A 24,294-nucleotide genomic window follows, 5' to 3' on the forward strand; every position below is an offset into this window, starting at 1 on the left:
GACCGCTCACCGAGCCCCACCAGCTCGCCCCGTGCACAGGAAGGTGTCTGTCACCGTGGAAACCGCCGCCCGGACCGCTCCGGCAGCAGTGATCGTCGCGATCGACGGCCCCGCAGGCACGGGCAAGTCCAGCACCTCCAAGGCCGTCGCAGCCAAGCTCGGCTTCGGTTACCTGGACACCGGTGCCCAGTACCGGGCGATCACGTGGTGGATGCTGAACAACGGCATCGACGTGGCCGACGCGGCCGCCGTCGCCGACGCCGCCGCCAAGCCGGTCATCGTCTCCGGCACCGACCCGGCCGCCCCGGGCATCACGGTCGACGGCGTCGACGTCGCCGGCCCCATCCGCACCAAGGAGGTCACCTCGCGGGTCAGCGCCGTCAGCGCGGTCCCGGAGGTGCGGACCCGGATCACCGAACTGCAGCGGTCCATCGCGGTGGGCGCCGAGTGCGGCATCGTCGTGGAGGGCCGGGACATCGGCACCACGGTGCTGCCCGACGCCGACCTCAAGATCTTCCTCACCGCGTCGCCGGAGGCCCGCGCCGCCCGCCGCAGCGGAGAACTGAAGGGCAAGGACGCCGCCGACCTGGCCGCCACCCAGGCCGCCCTCGCCCAGCGCGACGCCGCCGACTCCGGCCGCAAGACCTCCCCGCTGGCCAAGGCCGACGACGCCGTCGAGGTCGACACCACCGACCTCACCCTGCAGCAGGTCATCGAGTGCGTGGTCACCCTGGTCGAAGAGAAGCGGCAGGCCAGGTGAGCGCAGCCGCGCCGGGCCAGGCGAGCGCGTTCGCGCCGCCGTCCGCCGCCGGTGCCGCGGTCGGCCGCCGGATCGGCATCGGCCTCATGTACGGGCTGTGGAAGCCCCGGGTGCTCGGCGCCTGGCGGGTCCCGCCAGGCGGGCCCGTCATCCTCGCGGTGAACCACTCGCACAACATCGACGGACCGATGCTGATGGGGACGGCGCCGCGCCCGGTGCACTTCCTGATCAAGAAAGAGGCGTTCGTCGGCCCGCTGGACCCGTTCCTGCGGGGGATAGGCCAGCTGAAGGTGGACCGGTCCGGCGCCGACCGGACCGCGATCACCAGCGCGCTGGCCGTGCTGCGCCACGGCGGCGTCCTCGGCATCTTCCCCGAGGGAACCAGGGGCGAGGGCGACTTCGCGTCGCTGCGCGCCGGACTGGCGTACTTCGCGGTGCGCTCCGGCGCGCCGATCGTGCCGGTCGCGGTCCTCGGCAGCAACGAGAAGCGCGGCCGGGTGCTCTCCGGGCTGCCGCCGCTGCGCGGCCGGATCGACGTCGTCTTCGGAGACGCCTTCGAGGCGGGGGACGGCAGCGGCCGCCGCACCAAGGCCGCGCTGGACGAGGCGACCGTGCGCATCCAGCGGCGGCTGGGCGCGCACCTGGAAAACGCCAGGCGTTCCACCGGGCGCCGGTGTGAGACTTAAGTGATCCGTACGGGATCACCACGGATGACGGACGACAGGAAACAGGCTTCATGAACGACCAGATCCACACCGGCGACGAGCACGGTGAGCTTGGCGACGCCGAGTACGCGGAGTTCATGGAGCTCGCCGCGCAGGAAGGCTTCGACGTCGAGGATGTCGAGGGCGCCCTGGAGGAGGCCGGGCACGGCCCGCTGCCGGTGCTCGCCGTCGTCGGCCGCCCCAATGTCGGCAAATCGACCCTGGTGAACCGCATTCTCGGCCGCCGGGAGGCCGTCGTCGAGGACCGCCCCGGCGTCACCCGCGACCGCGTCACCTACGAGGCCGAATGGGCCGGCCGCCGCTTCAAGGTGGTCGACACCGGCGGCTGGGAGCAGGACGTCCTCGGCATCGACGCGTCCGTGGCGGCCCAGGCGGAGTTCGCCATCGAGGCCGCCGACGCCGTCGTGTTCGTCGTGGACGCCACCGTCGGCGCGACCGACACCGACGAGGCCGTGGTGAAGCTGCTGCGCCGCGCCGGCAAGCCCGTCGTCCTGTGCGCCAACAAGGTGGACGGACCCAGCGGCGAGGCGGACGCCGCGATGCTCTGGTCGCTCGGCCTGGGGGAGCCGCACCCGATCTCCGCGCTGCACGGCCGCGGCACCGGCGACCTGCTCGACGCCGTCCTGGAGGCACTGCCCGAGGCCCCCGCCCAGACCTTCGGCGGCGGGGTCGGCGGACCGCGCCGCATCGCGCTCATCGGCCGCCCGAACGTCGGCAAGTCCTCGCTGCTCAACAAGGTGGCGAACGAGGAGCGGGTCGTCGTCAACGAGCTGGCGGGCACCACCCGCGACCCCGTCGACGAGATCATCGAGCTGGGCGGCAAGACCTGGAAGTTCGTGGACACCGCCGGTATCCGGCGCCGGGTGCACCTCCAGGAAGGCGCCGACTACTACGCCTCGCTGCGCACCGCGGCCGCCGTCGAGAAGGCCGAGGTCGCGGTCGTCCTGATCGACACCAGCGAGTCCATCAGCGTCCAGGACCAGCGCATCATCACGATGGCCGTCGAGGCGGGCCGCGCCCTGGTCGTCGCGTACAACAAGTGGGACACCCTCGACGAGGAGCGCCGCTACTACCTGGAGCGCGAGATCGAGACCGAGATGGGCCAGGTCTCCTGGGCGCCGCGGGTCAATGTCTCGGCCCGCACCGGCCGCCACATGGAGAAGCTGGTCCCGGCCATCGAGACGGCGCTGGCGGGCTGGGAGACCCGGGTTCCCACCGGGCGGCTCAACGCCTTCCTCGGTGAGATCGTCGCCTCGCACCCGCACCCGATCCGCGGCGGCAAGCAGCCCCGCATCCTCTTCGGGACGCAGGCGGGCACCAAGCCGCCGCGGTTCGTCCTCTTCGCCTCCGGCTTCCTGGAGGCCGGATACCGCCGCTTCGTCGAGCGGCGGCTGCGTGAGGAGTTCGGCTTCGAGGGGACCCCGATCCACATCTCGGTACGGGTCCGGGAGAAGCGCGGCCGCAAGAAGTAGCCGCCTCCGGCGAAACGGCAGCGGGCGGCTCGCGGGGATTCAGAACCCGCGGGCCCGCCCGTCGCGTGGTGCGGGAGGCAGCGCGGGCCGGTAGCCCCCGCGGTACGGCCGCTCGGGCGAGCGGTCCTCGGGCGACGGCCGGGCGACCTCCTGCCGCCGCCAAGCCAACTGCCCCGTGCCCGACCCCAAGGCCTCGAACCCGGTGAATCCCAGCTCCTCGTCGCCGGTACGGTCGCCGGGCAGCGCCCGGAACAGCCTGCGGTACTCCGCGTACAGCGCGTCGTAGATCGGGGTGGCCGAGCGCTGCTGGTACTCGGACGACGGGTCCTGCGACTGCCGCATTCCGGGAATCGGATACGGGGAGCGGGAGGCGGGGTCGTATGCGTGCACGTAGGAGCCAACGACCAGGTCTTCGGACGGATGCGGTCGTTGCGGCGAATGGGCCACAGGCGCGAAGCGCGCCGGGACCTGCGCTGCGGCGGGATGCCACTGCACCTGCTGCGCCGGATGCGCTGGGTACCCCGGCCGGGCCGGCTGCGGGTACTGGGCCATGTACTCCGGAGGCTGGGCCGACTGCGACTGCCGTGACGGGGGGTACGGCCGTGACGGCTGTGCGGCGGTACCGGTCATGTGCCCGACAGCGGCATCGCGGCGGCGACCAGCACACCCCGCGCGGCGGCCCGCTCCAGAGCGTCACGCATCTGGTCCTCACGCGGCTGGTTGCCGATCGACCCGGCGGGAGCGGCGTAGACCAGCACCGACGGGGTCTTGTTGACCGCCAGCCGCCAGCCCTCGGTCACCGGCATGGGCCGATGCGCCTGCCACCACGCCACCGGGGAGCCCGCGCCGTCCGGCATCAGCACCGCGTGCAGCTGCCCCGCGGCCATCAGCACGGACCAGCCGTGGATCGGCGACGGCGCCTGGGCGAGATCGTCGACGGGCAGGAACCCCTGCTCGATGAGGAGCGGGAGGAAGTCGTCTCCCGGGCCGTTGGTGCCGGGCCGGGCGATCGGCGCGGTCGGCTCGACGACCAGCGCCGGGCGCGGCTCACCGTCCATCAGGATGAGCCCGCAGGTCACGTTGAGCACGGCCTGACGGGGAGCCGGCTCCGCCCCCGGCACCTCGCTCCCGGTCATCCCGCCGTTGGCCCCGGGGTCCTCACCGGTGATCGAGTGCACCGCGCTCTGCAACTGGTCCTCGGAGACCGGGACCACCTGCGACGGTACGCAGGTGGCGTGGGCGAACGCGAGGACGGCGGTCTCCTCGCCGACGAAGAGCACCGTGCTGGTGCGCTCCTGCGCGGTGTCGCCGGGAGTGCGGCAGGAGGTGCAGTCGTAAGTGCCAGGGGCGCCGTCACCGGCGAGCAGCCGGTTGGCCTCTTCATCGCCGATCTCGGCACGTACGTCGTCACTGACGTCGAGCTGCGGCACGGTGGCTCCTCGGTCTCGTGCTTCAGCGCCGGGCGTTCCACGGCGCGTACTGCTCAACGCGGGATCAGTGGCCTCGGTCACGCGCGGGCGGCCGACGCTGACGCACCCTCACGAGCCCTGATGGGCAAGGGCCGGGGTAGGTTCCATATGTGCGCTACCGATTCGGTATCTGTTGTGGAACAAGATGATGATCAAACCCAACCTTGCAACCGATTTCACGGTCTACCCCTGTGACTACGCGAACGCCCGATGCGTTCGCACGAAAACGGTGGGGCACGGGGACGGATGCACATCTCATTCCTGATACACAACGCGTACGGGATCGGCGGGACGATCCGCACCACGTACAACACCGCCCGCACGCTGGCGGAGCATCACGACGTGGAGATCGTCTCGGTCTTCCGCCACCGCGACACACCGGTCTTCGACCCCGGCCAGAACGTCCGGCTGCGGCACCTGGTGGACATCCGCAAGGAGAGCCCCACCTATGACGGCGACGACCCCGACTACGCGCGCCCCGCACGCGTCTTCCCCAGCGCGGAGGGCCGTTACAAGCAGTACAACGCGCTGACCGACCGCCGTATCGGCGAGCACCTGCGGCGGCTGGACGCGGATGTCGTGGTCGGCACCCGCCCCGGGCTGAACGTGCACATCGCCCGCGAGGCCCGCCGCGGCCCGGTCCGCGTCGGCCAGGAGCACCTGACCCTCAGCACGCACTCCCCGGAACTCAAGCTCGCGCTGCGTGCCGTCTACCCGCGACTGGACGCGGTCACCACCGTCACCGAGGCGGACGCGAACACCTACCGCCGCCAGATGCGGCTGCCCGGCGTACGCCTCGAAGCCGTGCCCAACAGCGTGCCCGAGCCCGGCGTCGCGCCGGCCGACGGCACCGGGAAGTGGGTCGTCGCGGCCGGCCGGCTCGCCCCCGTCAAGCGGTACGACCTGCTGATAAAGGCCTTCGCGAAGGTCAGCGCGGAGCGCCCCGACTGGCGGCTGCGGATCTACGGCGGCGGTGGCCAGGAGGCCAAGCTCCGCGCCCTGATCAACAAGCTCGGCCTCTACAACCACGTCTACCTGATGGGCCCCGCCAACCCGCTCGACCCCGAGTGGGCCAAGGGCTCCATCGCCGCCGTCACCTCCAGCCTCGAGTCCTTCGGCATGACCATCGTCGAGGCGCAGCGCTGCGGACTGCCCGTCGTGGCCACCGACTGCCCGCACGGCCCGGCCGAGATCATCGACGACGGCGTGGACGGCCGGCTGGTGAAGTCCGGCGACGTCGGCGCCATCGCCAAGGGCCTCCTCAGCCTGATCAACGACGATGACCTGCGGCAGCGGATGGGGCGGAAGGCGCTGGAGCGCTCCGCCCGCTTCGACCCGTCGAACGTCGCCGGGCGCTACGAGTCGATGTTCACCGACCTCGTCGCGCGCGGCGGGCTGCGCGGCGCGCTGCACCGCACCCGCGGCACCCTGCTCAGCGGCGCCTTCGCGACCAAGGACGCCGGCCGCTCGGTCTTCGGGAAGGCCCACGCCGCGTGACCACCACCGCGCCTTCGCCCGCCCCCGCGTCCTCGCCCGTCCCCGCACCGTCACCCACCCCTGCCGAGGAGACCACCGCCGTGTCCGTCCCGCCCAGCGCCGACTGCCTCGCGGACTCCGCGGGGGGACTGACCTTCGACGTGGCCGACTGGCGGCCGGCCGCCGGCACGGCCGCGTACCTGGTCCTCGTGCCGCGCGACGCCGACACCGCCACCGAGGAGGTACGGCTGCCGCTCACCCCGGGCCCCGAGGGACGGCTGCGGGCGGTGCTGACCGCCTCCGCGACGCTGGCCGAGGGCCGCTGGGACGTCCACGTGGCCGCGGACGGCGCCGCCCCGCAGCGGATCCTGCCGGGCATGAACGACCTGCGCGCGCTGGTCGACCGCACCCCGGAACCGGGCACCGGACCGCTGGCGGTGCGCATCCCGTACGCCACCAAGCACGGCAACCTCTCGCTGCGCAGCTGGCTGCGGGCCGACCACGCGGAGGCCGGCGACATCCGGGTCGACGGCGGTGCGCTGGCGGTCGTCGGCCGCCTGCACCGGGTCGAGGACCCGGGCACCTGGCTGGCCGGAGCGGTCGTCGAGGCCCGCCGCCGGAGCGACAAGCAGGCGCTCACGGTCCCGGTCACCGCGGACGGCGACGGCTTCGCCTTCACCCTGCCCTACGCGGACCCGGCCGCGAGCTGGAGCGGCGACGCGGACGTATGGGACCTGTGGCTGCGCCCGGCGGAGGGCGACCCGGTGCGGATCGCCCGGATCCTGGACGACGTCGCCGACAAGAAGCCGATCTTCACCTACCCGGCGCGGAAGGTCGACGCCCCGCACGGTGCCGCGAAGGCCGTCCCGTACTACACGGTGGACAACGACCTGTCGGTGCGGGTCCAGGCCGCGTAGGGGGCGCGTCCCGGGGGCTCAGCCCCGTATCCGGTCGCCGTACCCGGGTCCTTGAGAAGGCCATCGCGGACCGCACCTGTCCGCGATGGCTGGCAGACTCCGGGTCATGTTGGAGACCTCGGCACGTCTGCTCCGCCTGCTCTCGCTGCTCCAGGCCCATCGCGAATGGTCGGGCGCGGATCTCGCCGACCGCCTCGGGGTGACCGCGCGCACCGTCCGCCGGGACATCGACCGGCTCCGCGAACTCGGCTACCCCGTGCACTCCACCCCCGGCACCGCGGGCGGCTACCAGCTCGGCGCGGGCGCCCAGTTGCCGCCGCTGCTGCTGGACGACGAGGAGGCCGTGGCGGTCGCCGTCGGGCTGCGGCAGTCGGCGGGCGGCGGCGTCCAGGGGATCGAGGAGACCTCCGTACGGGCGCTGGCCAAGCTGGAACAGGTGCTGCCCGAGCGGTTGCGCCGCCGGGTGGGCGCGCTGACCGCCTTCACCGTCCCCATGGTCGGCCGTGCCACGGGCGCGGGCGTCGACCCGGCGGTCCTGACCGAACTGGCGGCCGCCTGCCGGGACGGCGAGCGGCTGCGCTTCGAGTACCGCGACCACGGCGGCGGCACCACCCGGCGGACCGTGGAACCGCACCGGCTGGTGTGCGCGCAGCGCCGGTGGTACCTCGTGGCCTGGGACGTGGAGCGGGAGGACTGGCGTACGTTCCGGGGCGACCGCATCACGCCCAGGCCGCCGCACGGGCCGCGCTTCGCCCCGCGCCGCCCGCCCGCCGAGGACCTGGCCGCCTACGTCTCCGAGGGCGTGTCCACCCGCGCGTACACCGAGCGCGCCACCGTGTTGCTGAAGGTGCCCGCCGAGGTGGCGGCGGAGAGCGTCTCACCGTCCGCCGGGGTGCTCGAGCCGGTCGACGAGCACAGCTGCCTGCTGCACACCGGCGCGCACAGTCTGGACGTGATGGTGATTCACATCGTCCTGATGGGCTTCGACTTCGAGGTGCGCGAGCCCGCCGCGCTGACCGAGCACGTCCGGCGGATCAGGGACCGCCTGGATCGGGCCCTGGGCTGATCCGGCCCCGCGGCCGGGGCCGCGGCTCCTCCCGGTCCAGCGCGGCCACCTCCGGGTGGTGCAGGTCGAAGGCGGGGGACTCAGAGCGGATCCGGGGCAGGGCGCGGAAGTTGTGCCGGGGCGGGGGGCAGGACGTCGCCCACTCCAGCGACCGGCCGAAGCCCCAGGGGTCGTCCACTTCGACCTTCCGGCCGTACTTCGCGGTCTTCCAGACGTTGTAGAGGAACGGCAGCGTCGAGATGCCCAGCAGGAACGAGCCGATGGTGGCGACGGTGTTGAGCAGGGTGAAGCCGTCGGCCGCCAGGTAGTCGGCGTAGCGGCGCGGCATGCCCGCCACCCCCAGCCAGTGCTGCACCAGGAAGGTGGCCTGGAAACCGGTGAACAGCGACCAGAAGTGGATCCGGGCGAGCCGCTCTTCGAGCATCCTGCCGGTGAACTTCGGCCACCAGAAGTAGAAGCCCGCGAACATGGCGAACACCACCGTGCCGAACACCGTGTAGTGGAAGTGGCCCACCACGAAGTAGGTGTCCGTGACGTGGAAGTCCATCGGCGGCGAGGCCAGGACGACGCCGGTCAGCCCGCCGAACAGGAAGGTCACGAGGAAGCCGATGGACCACAGCATCGGAGCCTCGAACGACAGTGAGCCGCCGATCATCGTGCCGATCCAGTTGAAGAACTTCACCCCGGTCGGCACCGCGATCAGGAAGGACAGCAGGGAGAAGAAGGGCAGCAGCACCCCTCCCGTGACGAACATGTGGTGCGCCCAGACCACCGCGGACAGGCCGGTGATCGCCATGGTCGCGCCGATCAGCATCCCGTAGCCGAAGATCGGCTTGCGGGAGAAGACCGGGAGGATCTCCGTGATGATGCCGAAGAACGGCAGCGCGATGATGTACACCTCGGGGTGCCCGAAGAACCAGAACAGGTGCTGCCACAGCAGCGCCCCGCCGTAGGGGGCTTCGAAGACCACCGCCCCGAACCGCCGGTCCGCCTCCAGGCACAGCAGCGTCGCCGCCAGCACCGGGAACGCGATCAGGACCAGGATGGTGGTGAACAGGGTGTTCCAGGTGAAGATCGGCATCCGGAACATCGTCATGCCGGGCGCGCGCATCCCGATGATGGTCGCCAGGAAGTTCACCGACCCCAGGATCGTGCCGAAGCCGGACAGCACCAGCCCCATGATCCACAGATCGGCGCCGATGCCGGGGGAGCGGACCTTGCTGTTGAGCGGGGCGTACGCGGTCCAGCCGAAGTCCGCGGCCCCCGAGGGCACGAGCAGGCTGCCCAGCACCATGAGGCCGCCGAAGAGGAACAGCCAGTACGAGAGCATGTTGAGCCGGGGGAAGGCGACGTCCGGCGATCCGATCTGCAGCGGCACGATCTCGTTGGCGAACCCCGCGAAGGCCGGTGTGGCGAACAGCAGCAGCATGATCGTGCCGTGCAGGGTGAAGGCCTGGTTGTACCCCTGCTGCGACACGACCTGCAGGCCGGGCCGGGCCAGCTCCGCCCGCATCACCAGCGCCAGCACCCCGCCGACCAGGAAGAACCCGAAGGCGGTGATCAGATACAGATGCCCGATCTTCTTGTGGTCGGTGGTCGTCAGCCAGTCGATGACCGCCTTGCCGCGCCGTGGCTGTCGCGCCTGGTCGGCGGCCGCCTGCGCGGTGTCCGTACCCATCGGGCTCCCTCGGCATCAACTGACGGTTTGTTAGATCAGACATGATGCGCGGTATATCGCCCGCTTTGCGAGGAGCCGCACTCTCCCGTGGCAATAACGGTCCGAGTGGCTCAAGAGGGCACGTTCGGTGCGCATCGCCCACCGGTATTCGCGGGGTCGTGGAATTTCCCGCGAGCACGTTGATACGGAGATCGGAAGATGGCGAATTCGGCGGTCTACGGAAGTAATCGGGGAACGGAAGTCGGGGCTTCCCCGTGCGGCCGGAAACCCCCTTACGAGTGACCCGGCGAGCGCTGGGCCCGGCGGAATTATCTGTGACACAAGTGTGACCCGTGGTGGACCTGGAGCGGATGAGGCCGTGCTCCGCCCGCGCCTCCGCCGTGCTCCGGCCCACGGTCCGCCGCGTCCCGGCTCCCGGTTCGCCACGCCGCGGCCCGCGCTTCCGCCGTGCCGCGCGGCGGCCTACGGTGGCTGACATGGCACCGATACCCACGCCCGCACCCGAGCCCGACGACGCTCCTGGCGGCTACGTCGGCCTGGACGCCGGCACCGCCGAGCGGCAGGCGCGCGACCGCGGCTGGAACACCGTCCGGACGCTGCCGCCCGGCGCGATCATCACCATGGAGTATCTCCGCGGCAGGCTCAACTTCGAGGTCGCCGACGGCGTCGTACGGCGCTGCTGGAAGGGCTGAGCGCACATGGGCGGGCCCCGGAGCTCCTGTGGAGGTCCGGGGCCCGCCCATGTGCAATGGGGCCTGCTGGCGGTGCGTACCGTCCCGCCGGCCTCCGGGCCCGTCCGCGGGCCTGGGCGGCCTTGTGGTTGGGGGTCCCCCCTACGCCCCCAGGGTGTAGGGGGACGGTACGGCCTCAGCCGCCCGCGCCGCGGCCGCGGCTCGTGGCGGGGCCGACCGGGGCCGCGGCGCGCGGCGTGCGGTCCGCGTGCGGGGGCCGGCGGCTGCCGGTCGGCGTGACGGGGGTCCGCTCCGAACGGGCCGTGTGCGGCCGGGCCGGATGGTGCGGCCAGGCGTCCGGGACCCGCGCGCCGCGGCCGCCGACAGCCACCGTCTCGCGGGCCGGTACGACGTCGTCCCCGGCGCTGCGCGGCGTGGCCACGGCACCCGTGACCTGCGGCGGGACGGGCGCGGGCAGAACCACCGAGGTGCTGGATCCGAGGCGCCGCATCCAGCGCCACAGCGTGAGCAGCATCCGCTCGGCCCGGGCCATCGAGGGCTCCAGCCAGGGCAGGGCGAGCAGGACCAGCAGGCCGGCGGCCCAGCCGAGCAGGACGTCGCTGACCCAGTGGGTACCGAGGTAGACCGTCGTCATCCCCACGCCCAGGGCGAGCATCGCCGAGATGACGGAGGCGACCCTGCGGGCCTGCGGCGTGGTGGCCAGATAGGCCAGGACCCCCCAGGTGACCACGGCGTTCGCCGTGTGACCCGAGGGAAATATATCGCCGTCGCCCCACATCTCGTTCGAGCCGACGGTCGTCGCGTAGTGCGGGCCGAGACGGCCCATGCCGAGCTTCGCCGCGCCGACGGTGGCGTTCAGCAGGAGCAGCGACGTGCCCAGCACCAGCAGGGGGCGCGGGGTGCGCTGCCGCCAGCAGCACCAGCCCAGCCAGGCGGTGACGGCCACCGCCGTCGGGCCGCGCTGCCCCATCACGACGAAGTAGTCCAGGAAGGTGTGGAACTCCGGCCACTGCTTGTACGGCCGGAAGAGCATGACCTGCCAGTCGAGCTTCACCAGCCACGAGGTGGTGAGCACGCCGATCACAGTCGCCGCGTAGACAGCGAGCGTGGACCCGAGCAGCCAGCGCCGGGTCCGGGTCATGCGCGGCCGCACGAGATCGGTGGGGCGTCCCTCCGTGCGAGGGAGCTTGTCATCGGTACGCACTCAATCGACGTTACATTGCGTGACAGGTGACTTCCGCACGATCAGGTCGCTTTGTGATGACGATGTGATGTGGAGTGCGTCTCGGTCAAGGATTTGGAATCAGCCATTCCGCGAAATGCACAAAGCTCTGCTCGATTCACTGGAGCAGTCATCGTGAGGGGTCGCCTATCCCTTCTTATGCTTTTCGTGTGACGCGGTTTATCGGCCATTCGCCGTACCGTTCCACGGTGTTTCCCCGCCCGTTGCCGGCTTGATCACTTCCAGGCGGGCCGCCGGATCGCACGGTCACGGCGGGCCGGTGCCGTGCAGCCAGAACGCCCCGTACACCGCCGAGGCCAGCCCGGCCGAGCCGAGGACCAGCGCCGATCGAGCCGGACGCAGCCGGGCGAGGGCGACCGCGAGCGGCAGCAGCAGCGGGAAGGCCGGCATCAGCAGCCGCGGTTTCGAGCCGAAATATCCCTTCGCCGTGAGCGCGAGCAGCAGCACCACGCCGCCGTACGCGAGCAGTGGCACCGGCTGCCGTCGCCGTATGCACAGCACATACAGCCACAGCAGCAGCCCCACGCCGAGCAGGAGGCCGACCCCGGCCGCGACGGTGCCGTCGGACAGCCGCCCTCCGATGAACGCGGCGAACGCCAGCCCCCCGTCGAAGCCGTTCCCCCAGCCGCCCTGCACATCGAGATAGCCGGTGAGGCTGCCGGTCCGCTCACCCACCCACGCGAAGTAACCCAGCCAGCCCAGCGGCGCGAGCGCGACCCCGGCCAGCAGTCGCCGATCCTCGCGCCAGGCCGCCCGCCACCGTCCTTCCCGCCATCGCGGGTCCCGCGCCAGCTCGGCCGCGGCGGTGAGCCACACGGCCGCCACCACGGCTGCGCCCACCGGCCGGGTGAGCCCGGCCAGCGCGGCGAGCGCCCCCGCGGTGACCCACCGCCGCTCCAGCAGCGCGTACACCCCCCATGCCGCCAGGGCGGTGAAGAGCGACTCGGAGTACGCCATCGACTGGACGATGCCGACCGGCAGCACCGCCCACAGCACCACCAGGGCCACGGCCGCCCGCCGCCCCGACACCCGCTCGCCGACCGCGAAGACGCCCCAGGCCGCGGCCAGTGAGGCGATCGCGCTCACCAGCAGCCCCGCGTCCGCCGCGGACAGCGGGGAGACGGCCGATATCAGCCGCTCCAGCCAGGGCAGCAGCGGGAAGAAGGCCAGATCGGAGTGGACCGAGCCGTCGGGCAGTCTGAGCGTGTAGCCGTAGCCCTGCTCCGCGATCCGGCTGTACCACAGGGAATCCCAGCGGGCCGAGAGCAGCTGGTGCGGACTCCGGTCCGCCATCGCACCCCAGATCGCCAGAACCGCGATGCCCAGCAGCCGCGTCACCGTATACGCCAGCAGGGCGGGAGCGGCCCGGCGCAACGCGGTCCGCACCGCGCCGTCGCCGGAGCTCCGCGCTGTGACGGGCGGGTGGGCGAGTTCGGTCATGATCTTGATTATCCGGCATGGCCGCGTCCGCCCCGGCCACCTGTGGATAACCGCGGAACGCCGGAGCGCGGCAAGGTCGTGCGGAGGACACGGTTCGGGGGACAAAAGGGAACACCAGTGCGAACGTGCCGGTCAGCAGGGCTGCGATGTCGGTCTCAAGATGACCTGCGGCACACGAGCCGCACAGGGACTCGCGTACTCTGACGTCTCACTCGCCTATGCCACTGGGCCGCCGGGACCGACGCTTCGACATCCCCGGCCGGCCCGGCCTCGGCGCGAGGGTAAGACAGGGAGGTGCGTACATGTCCGGGACGACCACGGCCGGCACTCGGCGGGCGGCGGGCGTTCTCCGGCATCGGCGCGGCATGGACGCGATCGGCGGGGGCAACCGCTGGGTCGTGCTCGTCGTGCTCTGCGTCAGCCTCCTGCTGGTGGCCGTCGACGGCACCGCGCTGCACGTCGCCGTCCCCGCCGTCAGCGAGGACCTGCGGCCCGGCGCGATCGAACTGCTGTGGATCATCGACGCGTATCCGCTGGTCTGCGCCTCGCTGCTGATCCTCTTCGGCACCCTCGGCGACCGGGTGGGACGACGGCGCATCCTGCTGCTCGGCTACGCGCTGTTCGGCGCCGCCTCGGCACTCGCCGCGTTCGCCGACACCCCCCAGATACTCATCCTCGCCCGCGCCCTGCTCGGCGTCGGCGGCGCGATGATCATGCCCGCCACGCTGTCGATCCTGCGACAGGTTTTCCCCGACCGACGTGAGCGCGCGCTCGCCATCGGCGTCTGGAGCGCGGTCGCCGGCATCGGCGCGGCGGTCGGCCCGCTGCTCGGCGGCTTCCTGCTGGAGCACTTCTGGTGGGGTTCGGTCTTCCTGATCAACATCCCGCTGATGGTGGTCGCCCTCCCGGTGGGCCGCTGGCTGCTGCCGGAGTCCGCCGGTGACCGGGACGGCCCGTGGGACGTGGTCGGCGCGCTGGTGGCCGCGTTCGGACTGGCCGGTGTGGTCCTCGGTGTGAAGCGGATGGGCAGCGGGGAAGAGCTGACGGAGCCCGCCACCCTCGGTCCGCTGCTGTTCGGCGCCCTCCTGCTGGCCCTCTTCGTCCGCCGCCAGCGGCGCCGCACCCATCCGCTGGTGGACCTCGGCCTGTTCGTCCGCCCGGCCTTCGGTATATCCGTCGGCTGCATCGTGCTGGCGCTGCTGGCGCTCGTGGGCCTGGAGCTCGTCGCCGCCCAGTACCTCCAACTCGTCCTCGGACTCACTCCGCTGGAGACCGGCCTGCGGCTGCTGCCGCTCACCTTCGCCGCCATGGCCGCCGGCCTCGTCGGGTCCCGGATGCTCCACCGGCTCGGACCGCGCACCATGGTCGCCTTCGGCTTCGCCCTCACCGCGGCGGCCGTGCTCAGCCTCACCCTCATGGGGCAGTCCGACCGGCCCGCGCTCCTCATCGGCGGCTTCGTCGCCCTCGGCTTCGGCCTGGAGATGACCCTTTTCGGGGCGTACGAATCCATGCTCAGCGAGGCCCCGGCCGAGTCCGCGGGCGGTGCCGCGGCCATCGGGGAGACCTCGTACCAGCTCGGCGCGGGCATGGGGATAGCCCTGCTCGGCAGCGTCATGAACGCCGCGTACGCGCCCGGCGTCACCTCCGTGGACGGCGTCCCGCGCCACGACGCCATCGCCGCCCGGCAGTCGCTGGCCGAGGCGTACGAGGTCTCCGACAAGCTCGCCGGACCCGCCGGAGGCGCCCTGCGGGTGGCCGCTCGTGAGGCGTTCGTCCACGGTCTGCACGTCACCCTCCTGGTCAGCGCGCTGCTGCTGGTCCTGGGAGCCGTCGCGGCGCTCCGGCTGCCCCGCGTGATGGAGTGCGGTGCGGACTCCGGTGCGAAGGACGCGGTCGTGCCCGCCGCGGGCGGGGAGGACGCGGCAGTGCCCCCTCCCGGCGCGGAGGACACGGCCGGGACCTCCCGGGCCCCGGTGACCGTGGAGCCCTCGGGCTGAGCGCCCCGGTGGGGTGTTCCAGGGCCCGCCGCCTCGGCCGCGCCCCGGCAGGCTGAGCGGGCGGGTCTGGACGGCATGGGTTACCCAGTCGTAACGTCAGGCGAGCCGTGAAGATCCTCAGCCGGAGGCGAATCCATGTCCACGCGCAGCCTGCCGCCGTTCGACCCGACCGACCCGCTGGGCATCGACGACCTCCTCGACCCCGAGGAGCTCGCGGTCCGGGACACCGTCCGCCGCTGGGCCGCCGACCGGGTCCTGCCGCACATCGCCGACTGGTACGAGCGCGGTGAGCTGCCCGGCATCCGCGAGCTGGCCCGTGAGCTCGGCTCGCTCGGCGCCCTCGGCATGTCCCTGGAGGGGTACGGCTGCGCGGGCGCGAGCGCCGTCCAGTACGGCCTTGCCTGCCTGGAGCTGGAGGCGGCCGATTCGGGGATCCGGTCGCTGGTCTCCGTCCAGGGGTCGCTCGCGATGTACGCCATCCACGCCTACGGTTCCGAGGAGCAGAAGCGGCAGTGGCTGCCGCGCATGGCCTCCGGCGAGGTCATCGGCTGCTTCGGACTGACCGAGCCGGACCACGGCTCGGACCCGGCGGGGATGCGTACGTACGCCAAGCGCGACGGCGCGGACTGGGTGCTGACCGGCCGCAAGATGTGGATCACCAACGGTTCGGTGGCCGGGGTCGCGGTGGTCTGGGCCCGTACCGACGAGGGCATCCGCGGCTTCGCGGTGCCCACGGACGCCCCCGGCTTCTCGGCCCCGGAGATCAGGCACAAGTGGTCGCTGCGGGCGTCCGTCACCAGTGAGCTGGTCCTGGACGAGGTACGGCTGCCGGAGGATGCCGTACTGCCGGGGGTCACCGGACTGCGCGGGCCGCTGAGCTGCCTCAGCCACGCCCGCTACGGCATCGTGTGGGGCGCGATGGGCGCGGCCCGGTCCTCCTTCGAAAGCGCCCTGGAGTACGCCAGGAGCCGGGAGCAGTTCGGCAGGCCCATCGGCGGATTCCAGCTCACCCAGGGCAAGCTCGCCGACATGGCGGTCGAACTGCACAAGGGGATCCTGCTCGCCCACCACCTCGGGCGGCGGATGGACGCCGGGAAGCTCCGCCCGGAGCAGGTCAGCTTCGGCAAGCTCAACAATGTGCGCGAGGCGATCGAGATCTGCCGCACGGCCCGGACGATCCTGGGCGCCAACGGGATCTCGCTGGAGTACCCCGTCATGCGGCACGCGACCAATCTGGAATCGGTGCTCACCTACGAGGGCACCGTGGAGATGCACCAACTGGTGCTGGGCAAGGCGCTCACCGGCCTCGACGCGTTCCGGTGAGCCGGTTCCACGCGCCGGTTCCGATGAGCCGCCCCGCCCGGCTCAGCTCTGATTGAAGAAGCCGCCGCTCGCACGGCCCGCGTCGCCGCTCACGATCTGGTAGTCCGCGGGCGTCAGCAGGAAGACGCGGGTGGCGACGCGCTCGATCGAGCCGCGCAGCCCGAAGGTCAGCCCCGCCGCGAAGTCCACGACGCGCTTGGCGTCCCCGGGCTCCATGGTCGTGAGGTTCACGATCACCGGGACGCCCTCGCGGAACAGCTCGCCGATGGTGCGGGCGTCCCGGAAGCCGTCCGGGGTCACTGTCGCGATACGGGTCCCCTGGTCCTGCGCGGCCTCGTCGGCCACCCGCACCCGGGGGTCGGTCACCCAGGCGTCGCTGGGCTCGGGCCCCTCGGCGTAGTCGTCGTCGTAGTAGCGCTCGTCATCGCTGTCGTCGACGAGGCCAAGCCAGGCACTCGCCTTGCGCACCGATCCCATGGACGCCTCCTCTCACCAACGGTGTGTATTGTCTCCTCCCCTCTATCGTCCTCCATGACGTGGATGATGTGCCAAGTGGTTAGCCGTCGCACAGGGGATTCGTGACGGTACTGGTGCAGAACGGTTGGCGGATGCTCAGAGTTCCTGCTGCGTAGGGGGCATGACGTGGCAATGGGTAAACTCCGCCGAGCCGGACGGGTGACGTCGAGGACGTCTGGGTGATCGGGGGAGTATGTTCGGAATAATTCGGCCTTGTCGGCACCGGATGTCGGAGACGCTGCGCACGGAGTGGATGGCGCATCTGTGCGGGTTGTGCCTGGCGCTGCGCGGTGCTCACGGGCAGTTCGCGCGGGTGGCCACCAACTACGACGGCCTGGTCATCTCCGTTCTGACGGAGGCCCAGTCGGAGCTGCCGGGTGCCGCGGGCGGCTGGCGGCGCACCGCCGGGCCGTGCCCGCTGCGCGGGATGCGTACCGCCCCCGTCGCCCAGGGCGAGGGCGCGCGGCTGGCCGCGACCGTCTCGCTGGTGCTGGCCTCGGCGAAGGTACGGGACCATGTGGTCGACCGGGACGGGCTTCTGGCGCGCCGTCCGTTCGCCGCGGCGGCCCGCCGGGTGGCGGCCAAGTGGGATCGGGCCGGCGCTCGGTCCGGTGCGGACATCGGCTTCGACACCGCCGTACTGCTCGACGCGGTCGGCCGGCAGGACGCGCTCGAACGCGCCGCCGGACTCGGCACACCGCTGCTGGAGATCACCGAACCGACCGAGACCGCGACGGCCGCGGCCTTCGGCCATACCGCCGTACTGGCCGGCCGCCCCGGCAACATCGCGCCGTTGGAGGAGGCGGGACGGCTCTTCGGGCGGATCGCGCATCTGCTGGACGCGGTTGAGGACCTGCACGAGGACGCGAAGACGGGGGCGTGGAACCCGGTCGCGGCCACCGGCACGGAGCTCGCCGAGGTGCGCAGGCTGTGTGACGACGCGGTGCGCGGTGTGCACCTGGCGCTGCACGACGCGGAGTTCACCAAGGGCGCGGGCAAACTGACGCATCTGCTGCTGGTGCACGAGCTGGAGCACGCGGTGGAGCGGGCGTTCGGCACGACGTGCTCGCACGCGGCGCCGGGCCCCGGCCAGGGGCCCTACGGCCAGGGCGGCCCGTATGGCCAAGGCGACCCGTACGGTCAGGGGAACCCGTATGGCCAGGGCGGGCCGTACGCCCCCGGTCAGTACGGGGAGCCGTACGGCAATCCGTACGGTGGCGGACCCAACAACCCTTACCAGCCGGGTGGACCGGGCGGACCGGGTGGACCCGGTGGCGGCGGACCGTACGGTGGCGGTCCGTACGGACATGGGCCGTCCGATCCGTACCCGCGCAAGCGCGGCACGATCGCCGGATGCGCGGTCTGGCTTGGGCTGTTCTGCACGTGCCAGGTCTGCTGCCGGGAGAAGTACGACGACCCGTGGCGCAAGAACAAGAAGCGCGAGGGCTGGTGCCACCAGTGCGACTGCGGCGGCTGCGGCTGTGACTGCTGCTGCCCCTGCGACGGCTGCTGAGTCCACCAACTGCGGCCTGCGGACGGTGAATCGGTGAGAGGGCGGAACCCGGTCGCCCGCTGGTCCGTCGAAGGGGCGACCTGAGGGGAATCGGGTGTGCGCAGCCCCGGCGGCCTGGTCGGCCGCCGGGGCCATGCCTATTTGCGAACAGTTCGCAATAGTCCGATGTGACGTCTTGCGCGATCCCGTTGAATGCGCGAATACTTCCGGCAGCGCTTGTCAGGAGCACGGCGAAAGCGGAGTTCGTCGCGTGTCCTGGCTGCGCCTCACGGGCCCTCCGCTCATCTGGGCCCCTCCTGCCCGATGGCGGGCCAGGAGGGAGGGCCCCCGATTCCCCCTCGGAGGAAGAGTTGAGGATCAAGCGCAACACCCCCCGCACCGGCGTCGCGAGACGTGCCAAGCTCATCGCCGCGGCATCGGCGGTCGTGGCCACCGCGGCGATCGCCGTGCCGTCCGTGGCCAACGCGTCCGACGACCCGGCGAAGACGTTCAGCGCGTCCGAGGCCAAGGCCGCGAGCGCCGCGGTGCTCGACGCCGACGTCGCCGGCACCGCCTGGTATGTCGACAAGGCGACCAACACCCTTGTCGTCACGGCCGACAGTACCGTGAGTCAAGCCGAGATAGCCAAGATCAAGAAGACGGCCGGTGCCAACGCCGACGCCATCGAGGTCAAGCGCACTTCCGGCACGTTCAGCAAGCTCATCTCCGGCGGCGACGCCATCTACTCGTCCAGCGGGCGCTGCTCGCTGGGCTTCAACGTCCGCAACAGCAGCGGAACCAACTACTTCGTGACGGCCGGGCACTGCACCGAGGGCGCGGGCACCTGGTACTCCAACTCCGGCCGCAGCACGGTCATCGGCCCGACCGCCGGCTCCAGCTTCCCGACCAACGACTACGGCCTGGTCCGCTACAGCGGATCCGTCACGCCCTCGGGCACCGTCGGTGGCCAGGACATCACCCGCGCGGCCAACCCGACCGTCGGTCAGACGGTGACCCGCCGCGGCAGCACCACCGGCACCCACAGCGGCCGGGTCACCGGTCTGAACGCCACCGTCAACTACGGCGGAGGCGATGTCGTCTACGGCATGATCCAGACCACCGTCTGCGCCGAGCCCGGCGACAGCGGCGGCCCGCTGTACTCCGGCACCACCGCGCTGGGTCTGACCTCCGGCGGCAGCGGCAACTGCTCCTCCGGTGGCACGACCTTCTTCCAGCCGGTCGTCGAGGCCCTGAACGCGTACGGCGTGAGCGTCTACTGATCGCCGCCCCCCACCTGTAGGACCCGTGGCGCCGCGGCCGTCCGCGGGTGAGCCGAGGGCGCGTCGAAGACGAGTCGAGGCTGAGCCCCCGCCTGGTGCACCGGGCGGGGGCTCAGTGGCGCCCCGGTTCGTTCCCCGAGGCCTCCCGGCCCGGTCAGAGCGGGACTATCGTGGACAAAACAGACCCCCTGTGGGTCCCTGGGAGGCCCCCTGCCGGACCTCGCGGGGTCCCTCTCGGGGGCATCGCTCGCGACAGGTACGGACGGGCAGGTGGCCGTGATGGTCGAAGAGCTCGTGGCAGCGGGTGCGCTGGCGTTCTCGGGTGCGGCGGTCTATGCCATGGCGGCCGCCCGTGTGGTCAAGCAGTACGAGCGGGGCGTCGTCTTCCGGCTCGGCAGGCTCCGCTCGGCGGTCCGCCAGCCCGGATTCACGATGATCGTCCCGGTCATCGACCGGCTCCGCAAGGTCAACATGCAGATCGTGACGATGCCCGTGCCCGCCCAGGAGGGCATCACCCGCGACAACGTGACGGTGCGCGTCGACGCCGTCGTCTATTTCAAGGTCGTCGACCCGGCGGACGCGATCGTGCAGGTCGAGGACTACCGTTTCGCCGTCTCGCAGATGGCGCAGACCTCGCTGCGCTCCATCATCGGCAAGAGCGACCTGGACGATCTGCTGTCCAACCGGGAGAAGCTCAACCAGGGCCTCGAGCTGATGATCGACAGCCCGGCGGTCGGCTGGGGCGTGCACATCGACCGGGTCGAGATCAAGGACGTGTCGCTCCCCGAGACGATGAAGCGCTCGATGGCCAGGCAGGCCGAGGCCGACCGCGAGCGGCGGGCGCGCGTGATCAACGCGGACGCCGAACTCCAGGCGTCTAGGAAGCTCGCGGAGGCGGCCGCGCAAATGGCCGACACCCCCTCGGCGCTGCAACTGCGGCTGCTGCAGACCGTGATGGCGGTCGCCGCCGAGAAGAACTCCACCCTGGTCCTGCCCATTCCGGTGGAGCTGCTGCGCTTCCTGGAGAAGGGGGCCGAGGAGAAGGGCGCGCGGCACGGCGAACGGCACGCCGAAGTGGAGCCGCGCGAGCCGCACACCGGAGTACCGCCGGGCCGGTCGCACGCGGAAATGGAGCCGGGCGAGCCGCACGTCGACATCGAGCGGGGCGAGCCGCACGCCGATATCGAGCCGGGCGAATCGCGCGTCGACATCGAACCGGGCGAGCCGCGTGCCGAAGTGGAGTCGGGTGAGTCCGCCGCTGACGCGCCGCCCGGTGAGCCGACCCGGGAGCCGCACCCCGACCAACCGCACCCCGACCAACCGCACCCCGGCGGGCCGCGCTCGCGGCCCCGTCCGGGCGCGCAGTCGGATACCGGAAGCGGAAGGGCGGTAACCGGACAGGCGTAGCCGTCACCGGCTGTTCAAGCAGCCGTCGCACCCTGTGCCCGCGTCATGACTGACATGCGCGGGCACCGGCGTGCCCGGGGGCGGCCGGGACCTCTCGACTTTCGCTCGAGCGACCAGAACGCGACCTTGTGTGCGCCCGCGCGCCCTCGGAATACTCAAGTGAAACGAGTTGGCATGGACGCGACTTCCTGTGGGCAGGCGTGCTCATGCTGGCAGGTCCTCCGGGCCGGGCACCCCACCGCCGGGCCCATCCCCCCACTGGAGGTACTGAGTTGAAGCACGGACGCATATCCAAGCGCCGCACCGCCATCGCCGGAGCGGGCGTGGCCGCCCTGGCCCTCGTGACCCTCACCCTGCAGAACGCGAACGCCGCGCCCGCCGCGCACGCGGACACCCTCTCGGCCGCCGCGGCCGGCAAGCTCTCCACCCATCTCGCCGCCACCCTCAACGGCGACACGGCCGGTTCCTACTACGACGCCGAGGCCGGGAAGCTGGTGGTCAACGTCGTGGACGAGGCGGCCGCCGACGCGGTGCGCGACGCGGGCGCCGAGGCCAAGGTCGTCAAGCACACGCTGGCGCAGCTCGACGCGGCACGCGCGACGCTGAAGGCCAAGGCCGCCATCCCCGGTACCGCGTGGGCGATGGACCCCAAGACCAACAAGGTCGTCATCACGGCGGACAGCACGGTCACGGGCGACCGGCTGGCCAAGCTCGAAAAGGTCGCGGGCTCCCTAGGCGACAAGGTCCGGGTGCGCCACTCGGCCGGGAAGTTCCAGACCCGGATCGCGGGCGGCGACGCCATCTGGGGCTCCGGCGCGCGCTGCTCGCTGGGGTTCAACGTGGTCAAGGACGGACAGCCGTACTTCCTGACCGCCGGGCACTGCACCGAGGCGGTCAGCAGCTGGTCCGACTCCCAGGGCGGCTCCGAGATCGGCGCCAACGAGGGCAGCAGCTTCCCGGGCGACGACTACGGACTCGTGAAGTACACCGCGGAGATCGACCACCCGAGCGAGGTGAACCTGTACGACGGTGGCAGCCAGGCCATCACCCAGGCGGGTGAGGCCACGGTCGGTCAGGAGGTGCGGCGCAGCGGCAGCACCACCCAGGTGCACGACGGCCAGGTCACCGCTCTCGACGCGACCGTCAACTACGCGGAGGGCACGGTCGAGGGGCTGATCCAGACCACCGTCTGCGCCGAGCCCGGCGACAGCGGCGGCGCGCTCTTCGCCGGCGAGACGGCGCTGGGTCTGACCTCCGGGGGCAGCGGTGACTGCTCCTCGGGCGGTGAGACCTTCTTCCAGCCGGTGACCGAGCCGCTGGAGGTATACGGCGCCGAGATCGGCTGACGCGGACGTCCGCCGGCCACGGAACGGCCGCGGATGGGGAGGCCCCGGACACCCCACTTGTGTCCGGGGCCTCCCCCCTGCGCGGGGTGGCAGGCTTTCAACGTGCCGGAGAGTCGGCCGAGGTCAGAACGAGAAGACCACGGACCGCAGCGACTCCATCGTGCAGGCGTTCCCGTAGGTCTTGGCGTACTCGACCCGCTTGCCGTCCCACACGCCCTGGGCGGTGACCACGATCGGTCGGTAGTCCTTGGTGCAGGCCCGGCCCTCCGAATTCAGGGCCGGAAGGTCGGCGAACTGGCCGTTGACCGCGTAGAGTTCCGCGCACGCCGTCGTGGGCGCCGGGTGCGTTCCGCCGGCCTTCGGGCGGCAGTTCAGGGTCACCGCGCGCTGCACCGTGGCCGTCGCCGGGTCGTCCCCGCTGCCGATGGTGAGGACCAGTGCCGAGGGTGCGTACAGGCTGCGCGGCTGCGCCGGCTCGGCGCTGGCGGCGCTGCCGGCCGCGACGAGGCAGCTCATGGTCAGGGCGGCGCCGAGGCCGATCGATCCAGCGATCTTCCGCATTCCGAACACTCCCTTGCTCGTGGTTGCAGATACCGGACAGGTGTCCGGTCTGGACCGGAGTCTTGCTCAAGCGGGCGAGAAGCGCACAGTCGAACAGTCACTTCCGGTCACTGTCGGCAATCGTCTGGTGGCTGATTGTGTCAATCCGATGACCAGTATCTCTGTGTAGATCAGTTGCCCACAATGCGTCACAGCCGGTCTGGCCAGCCGTCCGGTCGTTCGTTGAGATCCGTACCATCGCCGGAGTGTGGCGCCGACGGCCGCGCATCGGTCGGCGAGGCTCGACCGGAAAGCGTCGCTCCGGCGTCAGATGTGCGGGCTGCCGGGGACGGGTGGAACCAGCTGGATGCCGCGTCCGGGTCGGCGGCCGCGGAGCGCCGAGGCGATCAGGGTGACGGCCGCGCCTGCGACCGCCCAGGCGGCGAGCACCAGCAGCGGACCGGTCACCCCGTTGCCGCGGAAGTACGCGATCGAGCGGGCCGTCCAGGTGCCCGCGCCCGGCGGTAGCGCGGGCCCGATGGCGCGCCAGAAGTCCGGCAGCAGCGGGTAGGGGTACGCGCCGCCCGCGCTCGGGTTGCCCAGGACGACGACCAGCAGGATCGCCAGGCCGATGCCCACCACACCCGCGACCGCCTGGCACGCGAGGGTCGCCGCCCCGACCGCGAAGACCACGAGCGCGCCCAGCCCCCACAGCGCCCAGACGCTGCCCGGCAGCGCGTCGAGGATCGGGCCCGCGATCACCGCGCCCCCCAGGCCCGCGAGGGCCGAGTACGCCGCGAGCCCACCGAGCCGGATCAGCGCCCGGTGCGGGGTGGCGGGCCGTGCCCCGGCGCTGATCGCCAGCGCCGCGGCGCACAGATAGCCGCCGACGCACCAGCCGACCACCAGGTAGAACGAGGTCAGCCCCCGAGCGTCGCCCTTGCGGACCGGAGCGACGTCGATGGTGCGGACGGCGCGTCCCCGGGCCTTCTCGGCCGCGGTCACGGCCTGCTCGACCGCCAGGGAGAGCGAGGCTCCCGCGCCGCTCGCGACGAACAGCCGGTCGGTGGTGCCGGCCGGGGCGGCGACCAGCGCCGCGTCGACCTCCCGGTGCCTGATCTTCCGGATCGCCGCGGCCTCGCTGCCGACCGCGCGTGCGTCGAACGGCTCGCCCGGCAGCGCGTCGAGGTCGCGCACCAGTTGGTCGACGGCCGGGCCCGGGGCGACGGCGGCGAGGTCGACGCGCTCCGGCCTGGGGTTGTGGAAGGCGCCCACGTACGAGGTGATGAAGGCGAGCTGGAGCAGCAGCACGCCGACCATCAGCAGGGCGGCGCGCCTCGTCACCCCGTCTCCGCCTCCGGCGCTGTAGGTGAGGTGGGTGGCTCTGCTCGTAGGGGTCATCCGTCGCTCCTCGCCGGGCGCCGTCCGGGGCAGGTGTCTCCACATGGTGTGCGG

Annotated in this window: 20 protein-coding genes and 1 pseudogene; 13 read left to right on the top strand and 8 right to left on the bottom strand. The window is 71.9% G+C overall.

From position 1 onward, the window contains the following. Nucleotides 1-43: 43 nt before the first annotated feature. The 3 genes from cmk to der are packed head-to-tail and all read left to right on the top strand — an operon-like array spanning nt 44 to nt 2,957. Nucleotides 44-760, top strand: a complete 717-nt coding sequence (cmk, locus tag ACQUSR_RS26615; protein WP_431045139.1) for a (d)CMP kinase — start codon at nt 44-46, stop codon at nt 758-760. Then, on the top strand, nt 718-1,446 hold the full coding sequence (locus tag ACQUSR_RS26620; RefSeq protein WP_431045140.1) for a lysophospholipid acyltransferase family protein: 729 nt from the start codon (nt 718-720) through the stop codon (nt 1,444-1,446). The genes cmk and ACQUSR_RS26620 overlap by 43 nt, the downstream gene beginning before the upstream one ends. Nucleotides 1,447-1,496: 50 nt before the next feature. Beyond that, nucleotides 1,497-2,957 carry a ribosome biogenesis GTPase Der gene (gene der / locus ACQUSR_RS26625; RefSeq protein WP_431045141.1) on the top strand — a complete coding sequence of 487 codons (1,461 nt, stop codon included), beginning with the start codon at nt 1,497-1,499 and terminating at the stop codon, nt 2,955-2,957. A 39-nt stretch (nt 2,958-2,996) separates the two neighbouring features. Here the strand turns inward: der and ACQUSR_RS26630 are convergent, their stop codons facing one another. Together ACQUSR_RS26630 and ACQUSR_RS26635 are read right to left on the bottom strand one after the other, a co-directional pair. Beyond that, nucleotides 2,997-3,299, bottom strand: coding sequence for a hypothetical protein (locus ACQUSR_RS26630; protein WP_431045142.1), 303 nt, complete (start codon nt 3,297-3,299; stop codon nt 2,997-2,999). Nucleotides 3,300-3,583: 284 nt separating this feature from the next. After that, nucleotides 3,584-4,387, bottom strand: coding sequence for a hypothetical protein (locus ACQUSR_RS26635; protein ID WP_431045143.1), 804 nt, complete (start codon nt 4,385-4,387; stop codon nt 3,584-3,586). Nucleotides 4,388-4,672: 285 nt separating this feature from the next. Between ACQUSR_RS26635 and ACQUSR_RS26640 the strand changes: the two genes are divergently transcribed. From ACQUSR_RS26640 to ACQUSR_RS26650, 3 genes and pseudogenes are all read left to right on the top strand, one after another. Then, on the top strand, nt 4,673-5,923 hold the full coding sequence (locus ACQUSR_RS26640) for a glycosyltransferase family 4 protein (RefSeq protein ID WP_431045144.1): 1,251 nt from the start codon (nt 4,673-4,675) through the stop codon (nt 5,921-5,923). After that, a complete protein-coding gene (locus ACQUSR_RS26645; protein WP_431045145.1) occupies nt 5,920-6,819 on the top strand; it encodes a hypothetical protein in 900 nt (299 codons plus the stop codon). Before ACQUSR_RS26640 ends, ACQUSR_RS26645 begins: the two co-directional genes overlap by 4 nt. 106 nt (nt 6,820-6,925) lie before the next feature. Further along, a pseudogene (locus ACQUSR_RS26650) lies at nt 6,926-7,882 on the top strand (helix-turn-helix transcriptional regulator); the annotation flags it as partial. On the opposite strand, the gene ctaD reads toward ACQUSR_RS26650, so the two are convergent. After that, on the bottom strand, nt 7,854-9,563 hold the full coding sequence (gene ctaD / locus ACQUSR_RS26655) for an aa3-type cytochrome oxidase subunit I (protein ID WP_431045146.1): 1,710 nt from the start codon (nt 9,561-9,563) through the stop codon (nt 7,854-7,856). The pseudogene ACQUSR_RS26650 and the gene ctaD sit on opposite strands and share 29 nt — an antisense overlap. 476 nt (nt 9,564-10,039) lie before the next feature. Between ctaD and ACQUSR_RS26660 the strand changes: the two genes are divergently transcribed. Further along, complete coding sequence (locus ACQUSR_RS26660) at nt 10,040-10,255, top strand: I78 family peptidase inhibitor (protein WP_431045147.1); 216 nt, start codon at nt 10,040-10,042, stop codon at nt 10,253-10,255. Between the two features lie 175 nt (nt 10,256-10,430). Here the strand turns inward: ACQUSR_RS26660 and ACQUSR_RS26665 are convergent, their stop codons facing one another. Both ACQUSR_RS26665 and ACQUSR_RS26670 read right to left on the bottom strand, forming a co-directional pair. Further along, entirely contained in the window at nt 10,431-11,459 is a 1,029-nt protein-coding gene (locus ACQUSR_RS26665) for a phosphatase PAP2 family protein (protein WP_431045148.1), read from the bottom strand. 285 nt (nt 11,460-11,744) lie between these two features. Then, nucleotides 11,745-12,938, bottom strand: coding sequence for a glycosyltransferase family 39 protein (locus tag ACQUSR_RS26670; protein WP_431045149.1), 1,194 nt, complete (start codon nt 12,936-12,938; stop codon nt 11,745-11,747). 302 nt (nt 12,939-13,240) lie between these two features. On the opposite strand from ACQUSR_RS26670, the gene ACQUSR_RS26675 reads away from it, so the two are divergent. Beyond that, complete coding sequence (locus ACQUSR_RS26675; RefSeq protein WP_431045150.1) at nt 13,241-14,935, top strand: MFS transporter; 1,695 nt, start codon at nt 13,241-13,243, stop codon at nt 14,933-14,935. Between the two features lie 135 nt (nt 14,936-15,070). After that, on the top strand, nt 15,071-16,258 hold the full coding sequence (locus ACQUSR_RS26680) for an acyl-CoA dehydrogenase family protein (RefSeq protein ID WP_431045151.1): 1,188 nt from the start codon (nt 15,071-15,073) through the stop codon (nt 16,256-16,258). A gap of 42 nt (nt 16,259-16,300) precedes the next feature. Here ACQUSR_RS26680 and ACQUSR_RS26685 read toward each other — a convergent pair whose 3' ends face one another. Next, nucleotides 16,301-16,735, bottom strand: a complete 435-nt coding sequence (locus ACQUSR_RS26685) for a cell division protein SepF (protein WP_431045152.1) — start codon at nt 16,733-16,735, stop codon at nt 16,301-16,303. A 232-nt stretch (nt 16,736-16,967) separates the two neighbouring features. Here ACQUSR_RS26685 and ACQUSR_RS26690 point away from each other — a divergent pair, with 232 nt between their 5' ends. The 4 genes from ACQUSR_RS26690 (at nt 16,968) to ACQUSR_RS26705 (ending at nt 22,299) form a co-directional block, all read left to right on the top strand. Next, on the top strand, nt 16,968-18,287 hold the full coding sequence (locus ACQUSR_RS26690) for a DUF5685 family protein (protein WP_431045153.1): 1,320 nt from the start codon (nt 16,968-16,970) through the stop codon (nt 18,285-18,287). Nucleotides 18,288-18,637: 350 nt separating this feature from the next. Next, the gene (locus ACQUSR_RS26695; RefSeq protein WP_431045154.1) at nt 18,638-19,546 is read left to right on the top strand and encodes a S1 family peptidase; all 909 of its coding nucleotides are present in this window, start codon (nt 18,638-18,640) and stop codon (nt 19,544-19,546) included. Between the two features lie 279 nt (nt 19,547-19,825). Then, entirely contained in the window at nt 19,826-20,953 is a 1,128-nt protein-coding gene (locus tag ACQUSR_RS26700) for an SPFH domain-containing protein (RefSeq protein WP_431045155.1), read from the top strand. 272 nt (nt 20,954-21,225) lie between these two features. Further along, nucleotides 21,226-22,299 carry a S1 family peptidase gene (locus ACQUSR_RS26705; RefSeq protein ID WP_431045156.1) on the top strand — a complete coding sequence of 358 codons (1,074 nt, stop codon included), beginning with the start codon at nt 21,226-21,228 and terminating at the stop codon, nt 22,297-22,299. A 123-nt stretch (nt 22,300-22,422) separates the two neighbouring features. Here ACQUSR_RS26705 and ACQUSR_RS26710 read toward each other — a convergent pair whose 3' ends face one another. Together ACQUSR_RS26710 and ACQUSR_RS26715 are read right to left on the bottom strand one after the other, a co-directional pair. Next, nucleotides 22,423-22,860, bottom strand: coding sequence for a subtilase-type protease inhibitor (locus tag ACQUSR_RS26710; protein ID WP_431045157.1), 438 nt, complete (start codon nt 22,858-22,860; stop codon nt 22,423-22,425). Between the two features lie 306 nt (nt 22,861-23,166). Further along, entirely contained in the window at nt 23,167-24,240 is a 1,074-nt protein-coding gene (locus tag ACQUSR_RS26715) for a DUF3533 domain-containing protein (RefSeq protein ID WP_431045158.1), read from the bottom strand. Nucleotides 24,241-24,294 lie beyond the last annotated feature (54 nt).

The organism is Streptomyces sp. P1-3 (assembly GCF_050613155.1).
GTDB lineage: Bacteria > Actinomycetota > Actinomycetes > Streptomycetales > Streptomycetaceae > Streptomyces.